At 48.5% G+C, this 15841-nt stretch carries 15 protein-coding genes; 1 reads left to right on the top strand and 14 read right to left on the bottom strand.

The features are described from left to right. Nucleotides 1-15: 15 nt before the first annotated feature. The 9 genes from NVIE_RS04455 to NVIE_RS04410 form a co-directional block, all read right to left on the bottom strand. The gene (locus NVIE_RS04455; protein ID WP_075054212.1) at nucleotides 16-1296 is read right to left on the bottom strand and encodes a hypothetical protein; all 1281 of its coding nucleotides are present in this window, start codon (nucleotides 1294-1296) and stop codon (nucleotides 16-18) included. Then, on the bottom strand, nucleotides 1293-2324 hold the full coding sequence (locus NVIE_RS04450; protein WP_075054211.1) for a hypothetical protein: 1032 nt from the start codon (nucleotides 2322-2324) through the stop codon (nucleotides 1293-1295). Before NVIE_RS04450 ends, NVIE_RS04455 begins: the two co-directional genes overlap by 4 nt. After that, entirely contained in the window at nucleotides 2324-2869 is a 546-nt protein-coding gene (locus NVIE_RS04445; protein WP_075054210.1) for a PDDEXK family nuclease, read from the bottom strand. The genes NVIE_RS04450 and NVIE_RS04445 overlap by 1 nt, the downstream gene beginning before the upstream one ends. Before the next feature lie 101 nt (nucleotides 2870-2970). Next, nucleotides 2971-3414, bottom strand: coding sequence for a DnaJ-like cysteine-rich domain-containing protein (locus NVIE_RS04440; RefSeq protein WP_144239491.1), 444 nt, complete (start codon nucleotides 3412-3414; stop codon nucleotides 2971-2973). A 14-nt stretch (nucleotides 3415-3428) separates the two neighbouring features. After that, the gene (locus tag NVIE_RS04435) at nucleotides 3429-6791 is read right to left on the bottom strand and encodes an AAA family ATPase (RefSeq protein WP_374213658.1); all 3363 of its coding nucleotides are present in this window, start codon (nucleotides 6789-6791) and stop codon (nucleotides 3429-3431) included. A gap of 11 nt (nucleotides 6792-6802) precedes the next feature. After that, nucleotides 6803-6967 (bottom strand): hypothetical protein, encoded by a 165-nt coding sequence (locus NVIE_RS15275; protein WP_158435088.1) that lies wholly within the window; start codon nucleotides 6965-6967, stop codon nucleotides 6803-6805. A gap of 399 nt (nucleotides 6968-7366) precedes the next feature. Continuing rightward, nucleotides 7367-9685 (bottom strand): Piwi domain-containing protein, encoded by a 2319-nt coding sequence (locus NVIE_RS04425; RefSeq protein ID WP_075054206.1) that lies wholly within the window; start codon nucleotides 9683-9685, stop codon nucleotides 7367-7369. Nucleotides 9686-9687: 2 nt separating this feature from the next. After that, on the bottom strand, nucleotides 9688-10497 hold the full coding sequence (locus tag NVIE_RS04420) for a hypothetical protein (protein WP_144239489.1): 810 nt from the start codon (nucleotides 10495-10497) through the stop codon (nucleotides 9688-9690). 479 nt (nucleotides 10498-10976) lie between these two features. Beyond that, nucleotides 10977-11273, bottom strand: a complete 297-nt coding sequence (locus NVIE_RS04410; protein ID WP_144239488.1) for a hypothetical protein — start codon at nucleotides 11271-11273, stop codon at nucleotides 10977-10979. A gap of 1067 nt (nucleotides 11274-12340) precedes the next feature. Between NVIE_RS04410 and NVIE_RS15270 the strand changes: the two genes are divergently transcribed. After that, nucleotides 12341-12517 (top strand): hypothetical protein, encoded by a 177-nt coding sequence (locus NVIE_RS15270; RefSeq protein WP_158435087.1) that lies wholly within the window; start codon nucleotides 12341-12343, stop codon nucleotides 12515-12517. A 28-nt stretch (nucleotides 12518-12545) separates the two neighbouring features. Here NVIE_RS15270 and NVIE_RS04400 read toward each other — a convergent pair whose 3' ends face one another. From NVIE_RS04400 to NVIE_RS04380, 5 genes are all read right to left on the bottom strand, one after another. Continuing rightward, entirely contained in the window at nucleotides 12546-13535 is a 990-nt protein-coding gene (locus NVIE_RS04400; protein WP_075054201.1) for a hypothetical protein, read from the bottom strand. A gap of 249 nt (nucleotides 13536-13784) precedes the next feature. Then, complete coding sequence (locus NVIE_RS04395; RefSeq protein WP_075055990.1) at nucleotides 13785-14333, bottom strand: pyruvoyl-dependent arginine decarboxylase; 549 nt, start codon at nucleotides 14331-14333, stop codon at nucleotides 13785-13787. A 130-nt stretch (nucleotides 14334-14463) separates the two neighbouring features. After that, the gene (locus NVIE_RS15265; RefSeq protein WP_158435086.1) at nucleotides 14464-14628 is read right to left on the bottom strand and encodes a hypothetical protein; all 165 of its coding nucleotides are present in this window, start codon (nucleotides 14626-14628) and stop codon (nucleotides 14464-14466) included. A 210-nt stretch (nucleotides 14629-14838) separates the two neighbouring features. Continuing rightward, on the bottom strand, nucleotides 14839-15186 hold the full coding sequence (locus NVIE_RS04385; RefSeq protein ID WP_075054199.1) for a hypothetical protein: 348 nt from the start codon (nucleotides 15184-15186) through the stop codon (nucleotides 14839-14841). Between the two features lie 295 nt (nucleotides 15187-15481). Beyond that, nucleotides 15482-15814: a nuclear transport factor 2 family protein gene (locus NVIE_RS04380; protein WP_075054198.1), complete on the bottom strand. Its 333-nt coding sequence runs from the start codon at nucleotides 15812-15814 to the stop codon at nucleotides 15482-15484. Nucleotides 15815-15841: the final 27 nt, after the last annotated feature.

Here is a 15841-nt window from a genome sequence, read left to right as displayed (position 1 = left end):
ATAACGTGAAAGCAGTCAGGAAGAAGGTCTCCGGCCAAGTTGCATCGATGTCATGAACTGCTGATACGTCTCCTCTGAAAACTCTTTTCCCACAGCTTCGTTATGGTTTGCCTTGACATACGCCATGTCTATCAATTGTTGTCTTTTGCTGGCTGCGGACATGATCATATGGTGCATTGTCCTTAGGATTTCTCGAAGGTTACCTCTGTACAGGTGTGCAACGTACTTTATCACTTGCGGGTCAAAAGGAGATGGTTTTGTGGCATCAATGGTGAACTCTCGGAGGTACGTCTCGACCAGTCCGACCACCCTGTTGTCTTTTACTATGTCGTCAGGATAGAGTGTCACATAATGATTCTCATCAAGTGGCGCAAAGCTCTGTATGTTGACCCTTCCTTCAGGGTTATCAAGAAGGGTCCGAACTGAACTGGCGTGAAGGGTCGCGACGAGTGTGGCAAAACCCGAACTCTTCTCGATGACCCGCCTGAGTGCTGATGTGAAATTGCCAATTGCACCTGCAGGTATGTCAAGCGACTCCTCCATCTGGTCCAGAAAGAAATAGCACCAGCCAAACCCTCCAGCCCTCAATATCTTGAGACAGTCGCCAAAATCCTCAATCTTGTCAGAATTCTTCACGATAACCTCCTTTTCCATGGTGGCAGGCCGTTCTAGGTAGGCCTTGACAAGCTCGTGTGTGAACTTGGCACTGCATCCTGTTTTTGCTACAATCCATTCCGAGAGGACCTTTGCAAACTCGCCGACCCGGGAAATGTTGGTGAATCTGGTAAAAGGGAGCGTATCTGGTGGCACGTTGTGTTTTTTAAACATCAGCGCAGCCCCTGGCCTAGCATACACGTACTTGGAGCTCTCTGCAAGGAACATGTTTGTCAAAGCTCCAAAGGCTTTCCACAGATAACCCCGCTGGTGGAGCTGCCGTATGATCTCCCTGCAATAGTGTTCGGGCGTACTGACCTTTCCGTTTCTGCCAGTACAGCGTATAAACGCCACGGCCGTGTCCTGCCTACGCTCGTACATAAAGAAAGCATGGGCCATGAGAGCCGACTTGCCGTCCCCCTTGACATACTGGCTCCCACGGACATAGATCATGTTTGTCCTTTTTTCTAGTAGTTCCTTGAACTTGGCCACTTTGTCTGGGAATATGCCTTCATAAAAGATCCTTCCATTAAGGCGTTTATCGGGACTGTCTATTATTACGGTCGGGCTCTGCGGAAATGGGTTATCAGAAAGGCCGTATAGGGTGTAAATGCCGTTCCCTCCTCTTTCCATATCGGTCAACCCGTCTTCCTCCTGCTCATGCTCACATACACCATATGGTACCCGTCGGCTGCCATCGGCGGTAGGTTCTTGAGTAGGTTGCCCTTGGCCTCGCTAGAAGGCATAGAGCCGGAAGACCAGCTGAATCTGAAGCGTCGGCTATCCTTCATCGCCAACAGCAGGGAATCATAAGTGCTATCAGATATTCTTAACCCGTAGCAGACTGGAGAGCGGAGCTGCCAGTAGTATACAGGGATGTCCTCATAGTTATCTGTCAACTTCATGTATTCCGACCAGGCAGCGTCTTCAAATTCCTCTATGCTTGTCTGGTTCATCTTGATTGTAACAGTGCGCCCCTGAGACCTGAAGGAGAGCACTCCCTCGCCCCGGTGTTGAGGGTCGCTGACGTCGAAGATCTTGCATGTTGCATAGATCCTCCACATCAGTCTTCCGTCTCCCTCGGTAAAGGTGAACCAGTTGACGAGCCGGGCCTGGTCCAGCAAAAGTCTGAAGCTTATCAGGCTGACGGCATCGCACCTGACACCCAAGATCTCTTCTATCTGTTCGGGGGTGAGTCTCCCGCCATGCCTTGTATCTGGGATGTCAACCTGACCCCCTTCCCTCCCAAGTATAGCGAGAAGGACGCCTGAAGCCCTCCTGTATGACGAGAGGTAGAGCGAGGCAATACGTTCAATGAATGTTCCACTTACCTCATTTTTTTTGCTAGCTGCAAGCAGTTCACGTCCCAAGTCGGTGAGCGTCAGTCTTCCATGGGAGGAAACATCGACACTCACAAGCCCGCTCTTGACCGCAAATGACAGGCACTCCCGTGTCAGCTCCTCCGTACCTTCTACACCCCTGTTCACAGACTTGCGCTTTCCGACGGCCAAGAGCTTTACCTGTTCAAACGATTCTTTTCTGTCAGAGAGCGCCTTCTGGACAGCTGCCAGTTCGGTTCCTTCAGCCCCTCCATCGTGCACCGTGGAGAGCAGGTCCAGTATATACTCGAACCTTGAGAACCGGGGGAGTCTGCCGTCGCTATCGACCATCAGGACCCCTCCTTCTGCCCTCTGCCTGCCTTCCATTCCGCAAGAGCCGTCATGTATTCCTCGTAAACTGTCGGCGCGGATCTGTCAGGCCTTTTGAGTTTATCGAAAAACAGCGGGTTTTTTGCAGGGATTCCTGAAATGACAGACTTGATTATCCGGAACAGATCACTTGCCGGGTCGGTCCTTTCAGCCATGTATTCCGGTGGCGGCGTGCCAGGAGTTATCACCCTGATGCCGCTGAAAACAGCATATATCGCGGACGGCTCGTCAAGGTCTGTGGTGGAAAGAAAAATGCCACGTATCTCGCCCTGGATGCCGTCGACTTTCATCCCAAGGGCGTGGTCCGTTATTGTGGAGTTGAAGTAGTATATCTGGTTCTTTGAGGCCTGCTGGTTCTGCTTCTTGCACTCTACGACGTAGGTCGCGCCGTCTAGTACAAATATGCAATCGTACTGGTGCTTCATGCCCGATAGTGTTGGGTAGGCAAGTGTGGCCCTCTTCTTGACCCCGCTTACCGAAGAAAACGTAACAAGCGCCTCTGCCACCCTGTCCTCAAACTCGTGTCCGGCCTTTGACGCTCTGCCCTTTGACTCTATCTGCTTTTCGCTGACGGCTGCTTCGTACAGTGCAGAGTATATCGGTCCTATCAGATCATCTCAGCCTCTGCCTTACCGGAGCCGCCACACTGGGGGCAGCTGCTGACTGTCATGTGTGTAACCGGCGCGTTGTCAGGGTCCCTCTCTACACTCTCTTTAACTATCGAACCTGAGCCGTTACACCGTGGGCATATTGCTGCATGGGCCAGCAACTCTTTAAGTTTAAAGATCTTTGCATCGGTCTCCCTTGCTAGAGAATCGAGCTTGTCCTCGATGCCCCTGAGCAGGAACCTGTCAGTGGCGCCTCTGACATCTATGGTGAACCGGGATATCATCTCGGAGCTGAGCTCTGAAACCGGCCTCGTGCCGGCCAGCACCTGTCTTAATTCTGCAAGATGCGCCAACAGGACAGTTTTTCTGGCCTCAAGCTCTTGCAACCTCTTCCTTGCCGAGGCCAGTTCTATCCCGTCGCGTATCCTTGCTTCTTCAGACATTCCTGAATGCAGCCTCAAATAGTGCGGGCAACTATTTCCGGCCCATCCTCTGACCAGCCCCTGAGCTCGATGTCCTGAAGGTTTCCTTTGCATCTTTCTTGTACAAGTGATTTGAACTCGATGTCTGATGTAACGATTATCATCTGCTTGTCCTCCATGAGGTCAGATATTAACTCCGCGAGGTATTCCTTGTGCGGCCTGTCCATACTCTGTGTTGGGTCGTCCATCATAAGGACTGCAAAGGGTAGCCCCGCTTTCATGCTGTTTGCCACCATGATTGATATGGCAAAACTGTTAAGCTGGGCCGTGCTGAAGCGTACCGGCGCCGATGTCGTTATCCCGCCACTGGAATCTTTGACCTTGATAGAATATGTTGTGGGTCCATTCGTATCCACTTCGACTTCGATGTGCTGGAACGCAGGGTGTCTTACGATTCTGTTGTAGATGGCATCAATCTGCTCGCCGTGGCTGCGTATGACGTTCTGTACTTCGTTCTGCAGGTACGCGTTTGCAGCCTCCCTTATAGCCTGCAGTGAACCTTCGAGCGCTTCAACCGCCCTCATATTTGCCTCAAGTGCTTCCTTCTTCCTTGAGAGGGCGTTTTCCTTTTCTATGGCCTCTTCTGCCTTCTTTTCCTGCACCAAGAAAATGACCGGACCTGCAAGCAATTCTTTATACCCATTCTTGACCTCCGAGATCTCGCGGGCATACTGGCCGCTTGAGGAATATTTTTCTGCGATAGCCTTTAGCGCCTGAAGTTCTTCATCAGCCTTCTGAAGTAGCCGCTCGTCCACTTCGCTGGATTTGAGCAGAGACTGCAGGTCTCGCTCTGCACGTGTCTTTGACTCAATCAGTTTGGCCATGTTGCCAAGGTCACTTCTTATCTGGTCCGCTTCGCTGGTCTTGGTGGTCTTGCTTTCTTCCAGATTCCTGTCCTTTGCTGTCAGCGTTTCGATCTCTTTACTGTCAAGTTCAATGGCCTCCTTTGCCATCCCCGCGAGGACCTCGCCAGAAGTTGATGCGTCTGCAGCGAGCAGCCCTGCGAGTATCTCTCCTGCAGACTTGACACGTGTTGATGCCCTTCCAATTTCTGCGACCTTTGATTTTACTGTTGTCAGCTTTGCAAAGACCTCGTTTGCGCCCGACAGCAATTGGTCAAGGTCTCTATTGGCCTGCTGCCTTTCCTTGGCTATGCCCTCCAAGATTGTGGAGCACTCTGCATCAAGGCTGCCGGTGCCGAGATTGATGCCGCGGGACCGCAGCAGCGCATGTATCTTCTCCTCTGCGCCCTGCCTATTTTGCAGCAGACGTTTGAATTCTGCAAGCCTGATCTCTGACTTTTGCACCTGGCCCCCTAACTCCATTGCAAGGCTCCGGGCAGAATCTGCCTCTTTCAATAGCTCTTTTATTTTTCCTTCAAAATCAAAGTCGGCATTAACTGTAACCCCTAACAAGGTCGATAGCCGGGAAAGTTCGACAGCAATCCTTGTCTTTTGCACTTCCAGGTCCCTTCTATATCCCAAAAGCGCGTCTGTATCTTTTGCCAGCTCGTCAAGGTATTCGCTTTCTTGCGTGGCCTTTGCAGAGAGGTCTTGAATCTTCTTGGCAATATCACCTTTCACCTTTGAGTTTAGTAATGCCAGAAGATGGTCCGGTTCTGAAGGCCTCTCGCAGAGAGGGCAGTTTAGAGGCCGGACCGTACGGATATACTCCATTGCCTTCCCGACGAGGCTATCGTATGTGTTAAAGGAATCAAGCGATTGTTTTATTTCCCGAAGGCTGGATGACTTTTGCTCCTGGAGTTTTGTTCTTGCCTCAGTATCGCCAAACTTTTGGATCGACGCGGATATCTTTGCCTCAAGCTCTTCTGCGGTGCGCCGAACAGATGCGATGGTAGAACTGCTTGTTCGAAGCTCCGAGACCAGACCTGCAAGCCTGACCTGCTTCTCGCCGGCCTCCTTTGACTTGGACTTCATTTCATCTATGGATGCCTGCAGTGACTCTATCTGTTGCGTGCCTCTGCCATCCGCAGAGTCGAATCCAAGCGACGATATCTGCTCAACACCTGACCGGTAGGAAGTTACGAGCCTGTCCAGTTCTTCAAATGTCTTACCAAGTGATTCTGCCGTGATACGAGCCTCATTCTGCTGAGCAAGGTTGGAACTGTGCTGTGCCTGAAGTTCCGCTTCCTCCTTCTTCAGCGCCTGAACATCTTGCCCTCCAGCGACTTGGTCGAGCTGTAGCCTAGCATTTTCATAGTCCCTGAGCGCATTGTCGATGGCTCGGGAATTACTGCCAAGGCGCGCAATTTCTCGGGATATTGCTGTCCGCTCTTCGGCAATTCCGCGCAGCTCATTCTCCTTCTGAACCAGACTGCCGCGTAGTGATGACACGTCCTTGCCACTGTACTGTTGCAGCCCTTCCCGGAGTCCTTGCAGAGAGCTCATCGGTGCTGAGATTTTGGCTATCTGGTTAGACTTTTGTGAGTGAACTTCCTGTCTTGCGCGGTCTATTTCATCGGCATCCTTTGCATACTTCTCGAGGCTCTCGTAGAGCTCGGAAGGGTCAGCGGGTATAGCCGCCTTTGCAGGCGGTCTGGCGCCAACTGCAGTGGCCAGACTGGTTATCTTATCAAAGAGGGAGCCCGCAGATTTGACGGCCTGCTGCAAGTTAAGGTCTTCTTTGTGCATCCCCCCAGCCAGCAGCCGGTTCTTTGTCTCCTCGGCCTCTTCCTGCAGCGCTGTTGCAATCTGAACCCTGCCTATCTCGATCCCCTCTATCTTTTCTTTGAGTGAATTTCTGGTCCTCGAAGTGCTTACGTTGATGGCATCCAGGAACCCCCGAATCTTGTCGGTGCCGAGGATCGTGTCGAGGGCCCGGGACCTCTCCTCCGGCTTTTCATGGAGTAATTGGTCAATGGCATCCTGCCGGATGTACGTGTTCTTTGCAAGGTCTTCCAGACCCACACCGAGCAACTGCGAAAGAATTTCCACCGCACGATCATTTTCATACTCTTTGCCGTCAATCCCTACCTTGAGCGAGGTATTGGTCTTGGTTGTGCTTGAGCTCTTGGACCGCCTGCGTCGGCGCTCCACCGTCATGATTCTGTTGGAAGTGGTATCTTCTAGCGTAAGGATAACAGACGCGGATTTCTTGTCCGTGAAGCAATTTACGATGGCATCCTCTTCCTTAAAGTCTGGCCCTTCAAAACTTGGGATCTCGCCAGTCAGACACCACTCGATTGCCTGTAAAACCGTGGTCTTGCCCATGCCGTTGAGGCCATGGATAAGCGTGACGCCCTGTGAAAACGTGACGGTGCGTTCAGTGTTTACTCCTCTGAAACTGTCAATCTTGGCGGATCTTATGACTACTGCCATTTCTCTGCCAGTCAATCTCCTTTGAGCTTCTCGAGACGTTCTTTCAGGCTCTGGGTGACTCCGTCGACACCCTCGCTGCGATAGACTCCGAGCAGTTCCTTTAGTAGCGCAATGGTATCATCGTTGGGTATATCTTTTGACAGATTTTCGAAAAGCCGGTCATAAACATCCGCCATACTCCTATACAGAATGACGTTTCTATAAAACCATTCTAGATTTTTATAGAAAAAAGCCACGGTAGAAGCAACAGATCTTTGCAGGTGTAATCACGATATTCCGGCTGATAGACCTGTACCTTACAAGGAAGTAGGAATGCCGACTGGTTAGCTACGAGTACCTAGAAGTCATCTCAACAGTCAAAAATAAGGCAATAGCTGAACTGAAGACCGTTTTTCCTTGGATTTTGGTTCCCCACTACTCGGTTTTTGGTAGCGAGCCATTTATGAGATGGCTTCAAGTACTTCAACAAGCCCAAACACAGCACATAGGAGTGCCATTTTGCCTGATACTCTACAACTACTTGCCTTATTCTTTCACTCCTAAGGGTGTTAGCTTTTCGGCAAATTCGCATAGGGCTAAATGAACCAGGTGCTTCTCCAAAGATCATCAGACACTTCAAGCCCATTTTGGGCAGATATGCTGGTTGCTTTATTTGCATAGTACGTAGTGACGGGTTTCGAAGTTGCAGCCAGAATGTATCCTCCGTAGCTTGTCGAGAGAAGGAAAACATCGTTGCATATGTCCTTAAGTGTCGTTCCATCCAAGCCTGAAGCGACTCTGACAGTCAGAGCCTTCTGCGAACCTTGTATTGGATGTGGTGGTCCGCTGGTGACTAGCAGGGCCTCATTCTTGTCTAATTCTACGAAGAGCCCGCGGTTTGTTATGTTGTCCTGTTTCGATTTGTCATAGACGCGCATTATTCCTGTCTTGATTATCGATACCACTCTAGTCTTGTGATGGGCTGTCGCACTCTTTATTGCATCTGTCTCCGAGCTCCACACATTGCCTTCCTTATGCGCAACGACCTCTTTTATTGCACCTTGGGTCTTTGCAAATATTCTGATGGCGTTTGTGAGAGTGTCCTGTAAAGATTTGCCATATTGCTCAGCGGGGACAGACCTAGTCCAGCCACAGATCCATACGCCGCGTCCGTTGAACACCTGCACAGAAAAGTATGTGACCTTTTTCCGCGTAATGGAGTCGACTCCGATGAAGCATTTGCCGTCTCCTGTCGGCCTGCTCAAGGCCCATGCGGTTCCGCCTATCTTTGCGTAAATCTCTAATGCCAGGTTCTTCAAGATGCCGACGTATTTCGACGGAGTCAGGTCGGGCGCAATATTCTGCGACAACACGAACTGGCTTGGAATGCCATTCTTGACGAATAGTTGTTTCAATGGCATGTACTCCTTCGCCTTCTTGAATGATATCGCAGGCACGATCACCAAGGCGAATTTTTTTGACCCTGCTTTTTGGGGCGGCGGTGGCAGTTCTATTTTGTACTTGACCATCGACTTGTCGAATTTCGGCGCCCTGACGTTGAAGAGGCTGTGGAAACCTTTGAACAGGGGTCTGCCCTGGAAGCCGTTTGTCAAATCGTTGTAGAACTCTTCGATCTGCTCTAGCGTCACCCTTCTTGAAAAACAATAGATCGTGAATTCGACGTTTGTTATCCTTTCATCATTCAGGTCAAAAGGACCGTTCTCTTCGAGCCCTCTCATGGGGTCGGTGTCTTCTTTTCCTTTTGCAAACGCCAGGGGAACATCGGGCAACATTTCAAAGTTCTCCCACGGGAATCCCCTTTCGCCTGCTTGGGAAAAATCTCTTGATATTCTTAATGTAAGGTTGGCCAGAGGTACGTTGTCGACATACTGGATGAACGATTTTGTCATATTCCAGCGGCTGACCATCGACGGCCGCATGTATTCCATGACCTTTATCCTTCCGATTTTATCAAGGTCGTGCATCCTGACTTCGCGCCTGAGCCTTTCCAGCGGGTAGTCGTACGGTCTTGGTGTATTAGGGAACTGGATCATCGCAATTGGTGCAGAGTCCTGCATCATGTCCGCAATTTTTCCATTGTTCTTACATACTACGTTTCTATGATATTGCAGCAAGTCGCCATGACCCGACGCCGTGGGTTTACGTGTAAAGTCAAGCCCGGTAAGCAGCCTCCTCTTGCCAGAACCCTTTAGCCTGCAATCGCTTTCAGGGTTATTACGGTGCATGCAGTCGATGACTGGACAGTGGTCTATTACCTGCTCTCCGCGCAAGATGTATTCGATTTCCTCTCTCGTCTTGCCCTGCTGTTCCAGGCTTGCAATGTAATCCCTCAACGTCTCTTTGAGCACGAACTTGAATTTTGGGTCGAGGAGGACGGCGCATGTTCCATCCTCGTAGATGTAAGGTCTGAATACGAACCCGTGGTAAACTTCGAACTTCCCATGCGATAGCTGTTCAGACAGCCTGAATGACCAATGATATACCATCTTGTACTGCTCGACAAACCATTTGTTCTGTATGTGCTGGTTGCTGATCGCTTTCGCCACGAGCCGCCTGAGCAGTTCTCGGTCACTTTGGTTGCTTGGGTGAGCGACATGGTCTTGGTTTCTGTACCAAATGTTGATCTCCTTACTGTAGCTGTCAGCGACAGGTATCGAATCCTTCAGGTTGCTTGGCATCTTGGACAAGCAGTAAACAGTGGTTCCGTACTGGAATGCAACAGCACCTTCGCCTGCATTGTCCTGTACTGCTTTTGTAGCCTGGCCTACTAGGAAGAGCTTGTCTTCTGGGACCTCGTTTTTCGGTTTGTAGACCGCCAAGGTCACGCCTGACTCGAACGGCTTACCTTCGTACCTGAAGAGGTTGATCTGGTAGCTGGAGAGTTGTCTTTCCATGACTACTCACTCTCCTCAACACTGCGCTTTGCTGTCGGCAGGAACCGGTTTATTGGGTAAGAGTCCTCGATGGTTATCTCGTCATGAACGTCAGGCCAAAGTCTTCTAGCGGCCCGGCTCACATAGTAGTACATTGCTTTGGCGAGCGAAATTACCGTGTCATACCACGGGCTGGCCTTGTCAAGATCTTCGCTCTGATAGCCTGCGATCTGCGCCAGCTTTTCGTAAACAATGACTTTGACATATATTGTTCCGTCTTGATGCAACTCTATTTCTGAGTCGATGCTTTCGTCATCGTCTCTCCACTTAAGGGCGACCGACCCGTCAGCCGAAGGGACTGGCATAAAGAGCTGCTGCCTTATGAGCTCCTCTCCAAGAGCGGCCGCATCAAACTGCGATGATTGCATAATAACGTTCAGCTCGCCTACGAAGCCTGGCTTGTCCTTGACGCTATCTCCACCTGTCCGACTTCTAACCTGCTCATACGCAGAAAGTAGAAGGGCACCCAAGGTAGTGATAATATATTTGCTGGTAATGTCCTGATCGACAACTCCAAACTTCTTGAGGTCCTTGATGTGATAGTTAAAATTCTGTTCGCTCAGCATTTCGCCCCCGCCGAGTTCGGACCGCACGCTATTCAACAGGTCTTTGTATCTCAGTGGGTTAATGCTCCGCCGCAACACGCGCAGGATTGATATCCGGGTCTTTGCAGACTGGCCGAAGACAGCCGCAAAGGCGTCCGCTGCATCATCTAGCACCTCTTTTCGGGGTTTCCTCGTTCTCTGCTCCCGCGCATCCTCGTCGTCATACAAACTCAAAGCAGACATCGACCCATGATAAAGATATTTTATAGATAAACCTTGTCTAAAAAAACTTTTTGGCAAAGGCGGGAAGTACAAAAAAGTTATTTTATTGATAGTAGTCCGGTTCCTATTAGATATTTTTTATATAGTCGCCTGAATAAAACTGTTTTTTTGAACAGCTCTTTTAAGCTGACGAGTGGAATGGACTTGCAGTGCCGAACAGAAGACGTCGCAGCTCTGGGACACGAGGAAAGCGGTCGCGCCCGCACATGCTGGCCAGATATGCGACAATCGTCACGATTTCAGTAGTATCGCTTTACTTCGTATCTATGCTGGTACAACAATACATACCGGCAGAGTCGACATTTTATAGCGTCTTAGAAAGGACCGGCACTGTTCTGTCAACTGCCAGCTTAATGTGGAACATACAGAATTGGCTGCGAGGAAAGTTCCTGATGAAAATCAAATAATTAGCTGAAGCCTGACGGCTAATCTATAATTTTGATTAGGTAGACTGGCTTGTCTCCTTTCTTATCCCAATCATATCTTGATAGTTGCACTGTCTTGATGCCGGCGGTAAAATAATACGTGTAAGCCTTATTGTCGCGAGTTAGCATATCGAAATCACGGTCTTTGCAGTATGCAGCAAGCAGGTGGTCTGGTTGCCTCCGCGGAATATCTGGGGATCCAACTTTTACGATCTTGCCGTAAATCCTTATGAGCTCATCTTCATGACTATTAGCCCAACCAAGAATATCATTATCGATAAGGACGCCTTGTGCCACAGACGAAGGAAATTCTGACAATGATTTAGTCTTTTCCTAGTCTTGCTTTGCAGGTTTTGGCTCGTTCATTTTGGATCCGTTCCGATATTCGGTATCGCGGCTTTTTTGAACGAAGGGAGATGTTCGCGGCCCATTACTACGCCGATGCCAAGCAGGAAGGCGACGCCATGCGCGAAAACATTGCTGTCCGGTGCCTTAGAAAGGGACGTATAATGTTTTTGACCAATACAAAGGTGGCTCCTAACACAGCTTTTTACAAGCATGTTTATATTTTGAAACTCCTATGTTAGGAGCATGGCTAACGGGTCAAAAAGCAGGGTTCCGATACTAAAGAGTAGCGGGCCCAGAGGGATTTGAACTCGTGGCGATTGACCTATAGCGCGCCAAAATAAAGCTATCTATCTCGGCCCGTGATTCGTTGACATTCTGCAACCTGAAGATGTCACGGGTGATGAAAACGTCATTCCCATTCACTGACGATTTCAGTCTTTTCTTCTTATTATGTCCAGTTCGACCATAGAATCATCGGGTTGGGTCAATAATTTCGGGAAAGCAGATCCACCGCACCGAACTCAATCCTTATATCGCACCCCCCGCACCTTATTTACATGTATATGTGCGTGCGCGTTTCCAGTGGACTACAAATACAAGCGTAGTTGTAGATCTTGCTGTTAGTTCTTTTATAGCGCAGAGGCTTGCGCAAGCGTATATGCTATCAGGTCAGGCCCTGCAATCGGTTTCTTGGATGAACTTGATGAAAGCAAAGAGTCGTTAGTATAATATGACTTGCAAGAGTTGTTCCGGTAGGCTGCTGACCTGTTAGTTATACAGCTGCTGGAAGAAAAGAAGAGGTTAAAGAAATCGGATTTCGTCGTGACAGAACTACCATGTCCGGCTCAAAGAACGGACGGCTAATGTTTTGATTGAAAAGGTAAAGTTGAACATGAATGCAAAGTCCTACTTCAAAATAGAAATGCCACTTACCAAACTATTCTTTAGAATAACGTGCGAGAGATTGCCTATTTTGTTATTGGCAAGAGTAAGCGGATTGATTTTGATGTGCCCGCATGGTGATCAAGAGGAATGATAATTTGGAGATTTCCCAGCGTATACTTTCAATAACTCCAGATGAGAGGAAGAGACTAGGCATCAGCAAATCCGGGCTATGGTATCAACAAAAGAAACTTTCAGCGGGGAAAACAATTAGAGTATATCAAAAGGTCTTCAGGAAGATTAACAAATAATCACAATCCAACATCGGGATTTGTTAGGTTATCTAAGTTGATTTATCCGAAATTGGTTTTTGTTGGGTTCGCCCTGTTTTTTTAGAGGCCAACGCACATCATTCAGAGCCAATCGGGATAAATAATAACACTCCTGATTTAGTACTCGCAATTCGTCTTCAGTCAACTTATCAGGCGCAGTTTCAACCTTTACGTTTCTTCTTCTTGTCTCTGTATAGAATCTATTTACTATTTCATAATCATTATCTTCAAAGAATGTCTTTTTCCATTTCTGTGATGCCTTATCCCAGATATCCGTTGAAAGTATAGTCTTATTTGTAATGTCTTTGGAAAGTTGGGCATTTGCTCTTGATATTTCCTGTTCTATAACTTCAACAAATTTCTCTTTTGTTTTGTTAAAAGAATTTCCAAGTTCTGATATGCTGTCTAATGCCGTGCGCAATCTGTCAAATCGTCGTTTCCGTCTTATGACATAGATGGTGATGACAACTAGAGATACTATTACTACAACCAGTATTATGAAAAGGATGGTGATGATGAAGGTTAGAAAGGTGAAAATACTTGGAGCAAACTCTTGATTAGATCGGTTGTATTCTAGCTCGACAATGTTGCTTTTCTCATCGTATGACGCAAATCCCTTCAACGTTATGTTCTTGCTTCCTGTTATATTCATTGAAATCCGCAAATCGATTTCGGTTTGAGTAGAAAGCCTAGGTGCGTCGATTATTATCGACCTTTCACCATTGGCAACGATGTCAAATTTTTCTGTGTGGAATCCCTCTTGAATATCTAGTAATTCGACATTTGAATTGAGGGTAACGCGGACATTGTGCACTGTAAGCAGGCCGTTGTTCTTCATATAAAATGTCGAGTTGAGTGTATTGCCATCAAGAGTTGAATCCTTTGTCCCCATGCCAACATCAGGCAATCGAATTAACTCCCACATTGCGGTCCCCACAACCACAAGGAGTCCACTACTGATTACAACATAGATGAGTTCTTTGGGAACAGCGGTCAAGCGTTATTATAGCAAATACTAAGTATGTTCGATATAAGCAACACGATCTATCTCTAATAATTGGTGCCAATACGCTAAATATGGTGAAAATTCTTCTTCATCAATCAACGTAAAATCACAAATCCGAGGAGTCTTGTATATGCCCACTCATTAAGATGGGTCCAATCAAATTTGAACTCTCTTACTAGTAAAAACACATGCATGAATCCTACAACTCGCATTATTTCTCTTATGGACGCGCGCATGTACCTACAGGATCAGTATGGCAGCACTTACTACCGTAGTCCATAGGCCGTCTTTGTTGCCCTCCGCAGATTGCGTGAAATTCTGCGTCCTGTAGATCTTGCCTGAAAGCTTCCACTGCTCCTCCTTCTGGTTCCATGCAAGGCTCGGGTCGTTGGGCAACCCAAGCGTGGTGGCAAGCATCTCCATGGCCATGTCCTCCGCATAGTCTCCGGCCTTTTGCGCAGTTTCGCCTGTCGAGTGGTGCTCCGAGAGGTACCCGTACTGGCTGTCGTCGGCGGGCATCGCAAGCCCGACTGATGCGGCAATCAGCCTGTTTGGCTCGTTCGTGGCAGAGCGGGCCATGACTGCAAATGCCACCTGGCCGGGGCGAAGATGGATCCTGCCTTCTTTTGTGCCGACAATCTTGCAATGCGGCGGCTTTATGCTGGAGACAGAGACCAGGTTGAGGTCGGCAATGCCTGCGTCTCTCAGCGCCAGCTCAAAACTCGTAAGGTTGTCCTTGTGCACGCCCTTTCCCTTTGTAAAAAACATCATCCTTGGCACGTATGACAGGGGGCTGGCAACCGGCATATTGCTGCTACTTGGTTCCATATCACCTACTAACTTGGCAAAATGACCTAATTAATTAGCACGCATGTATGTATGTGTGTGTGCGTGCTTATCTTCAAAAGAGTCTGGTCTACTAGCCTACTTTTCTCGTGCCTTTCCGCTTCTTCTTCTGGTCAGCATCTTCAGCCTCTGGAACTGGAGCGTTGCCCGCCTTCCTTACTGGCCTTGGCTCCTCGTCTAGTTCTAGATCCTTGGCTTCCTCTGTCCCGATCCCGCCTTCGCTTGCGCCTTTGCTCATGCAGCTAGACTCCACCTGATGATATTTATCACATTAGGATTCGGCTTGCGACAAAATTGAATTTTACAAAATAGTTCAGTAGAGGAGTTAGTTTCAAAAACCAAAAGTCTTATTTTTTTGTGACTTCAAACTATGGAGTCCAATTTTCAGAGCATTTTCTTGGTTTCCGAGCGCTTGACAACAAAGATATATCTTCAATATGTTGTGTTGTCATCTTCCTAATGACACTCCGGCCGCCTTTAATTGCTTCATGACGTACTCTACGTTGGCTGCGGTGACGCTTCCAATAGTATTTGGGGTTTTTTCGCCCTCTGCCAACTCACGCGCCCTTATCATTGAATTTATGAGCTGTGATATCATCTCTGAATCGTAAAAAGCCCTGGTTTCGGCCAGCAGCTCCGCCACCTTGTCTGCATCGGTAGCTCCAGTTATCTTGCCAGATGTTATGAGGCTGCCGAATTTCTGGACCGACTCGTACACACCGATGTTGTACGCTATGAACGCGATTTTTTCTGCTGGCAAGATGTCGTCAGCAATTCTTTGAGGAGCAAAATCCATATTGTTGCAGTCTTTTTGCACAATCGGAATAATAGGGCTTCTTCTTTTGCAGCTGCCAAGATGACTTCTGCTTCTCTAATTTGGTGCTCGCATCCTCTGTGGGTCCGAACCCTGTTTTGCTTTCAACATTCCCGTCATAATGATTATTTTGCTAGCGTCGCCGCCGGCGCAGCAGAGATATATTAGAATAAAGAATAACTGGCAGACTGTATGGTTCTATTCAAACCTCTTGCGAAACTCGGTGAATTCACGGGCTCGCGACAAGGCAGAAGAACGACAGTGTAATTCATGATGGTCACACGCTCATGATGCGGATCTCTTGAATTTTTTTGCCTTTGAGCACAAAAACAAAGCGGCTGGGACCCGTAAAGTAGTTGCTTGCCCAATCAGCCGCGACGCTGACTATGTTCTTCTTCGTTTGCTCGACACTTGTAACAGTCATGCGCCCTTTTGCACCGATGAACTCCCGGTCGCTCCAGCGCCGGATGGCTTCATGACCAACGAAGCGCCGCCCAGAGTCATCCACCACGCCATCGCTAGGAAAAAAGTCAAGAAAAGACCCTGTGTCGCCTCGGTTGACCGCATCGACGAAACGGCCTATTGGGTCAGGAAGTTCAGGTAAACTCACCGGGCTTGACTATCTCCTATCTGAAAG

This window comes from Nitrososphaera viennensis EN76, assembly GCF_000698785.1.
Taxonomy (GTDB): domain Archaea; phylum Thermoproteota; class Nitrososphaeria; order Nitrososphaerales; family Nitrososphaeraceae; genus Nitrososphaera; species Nitrososphaera viennensis.
The sequence above is the reverse complement of the archived record's forward strand: the minus strand, read 5'-3'. Positions and strand labels throughout refer to the sequence as shown.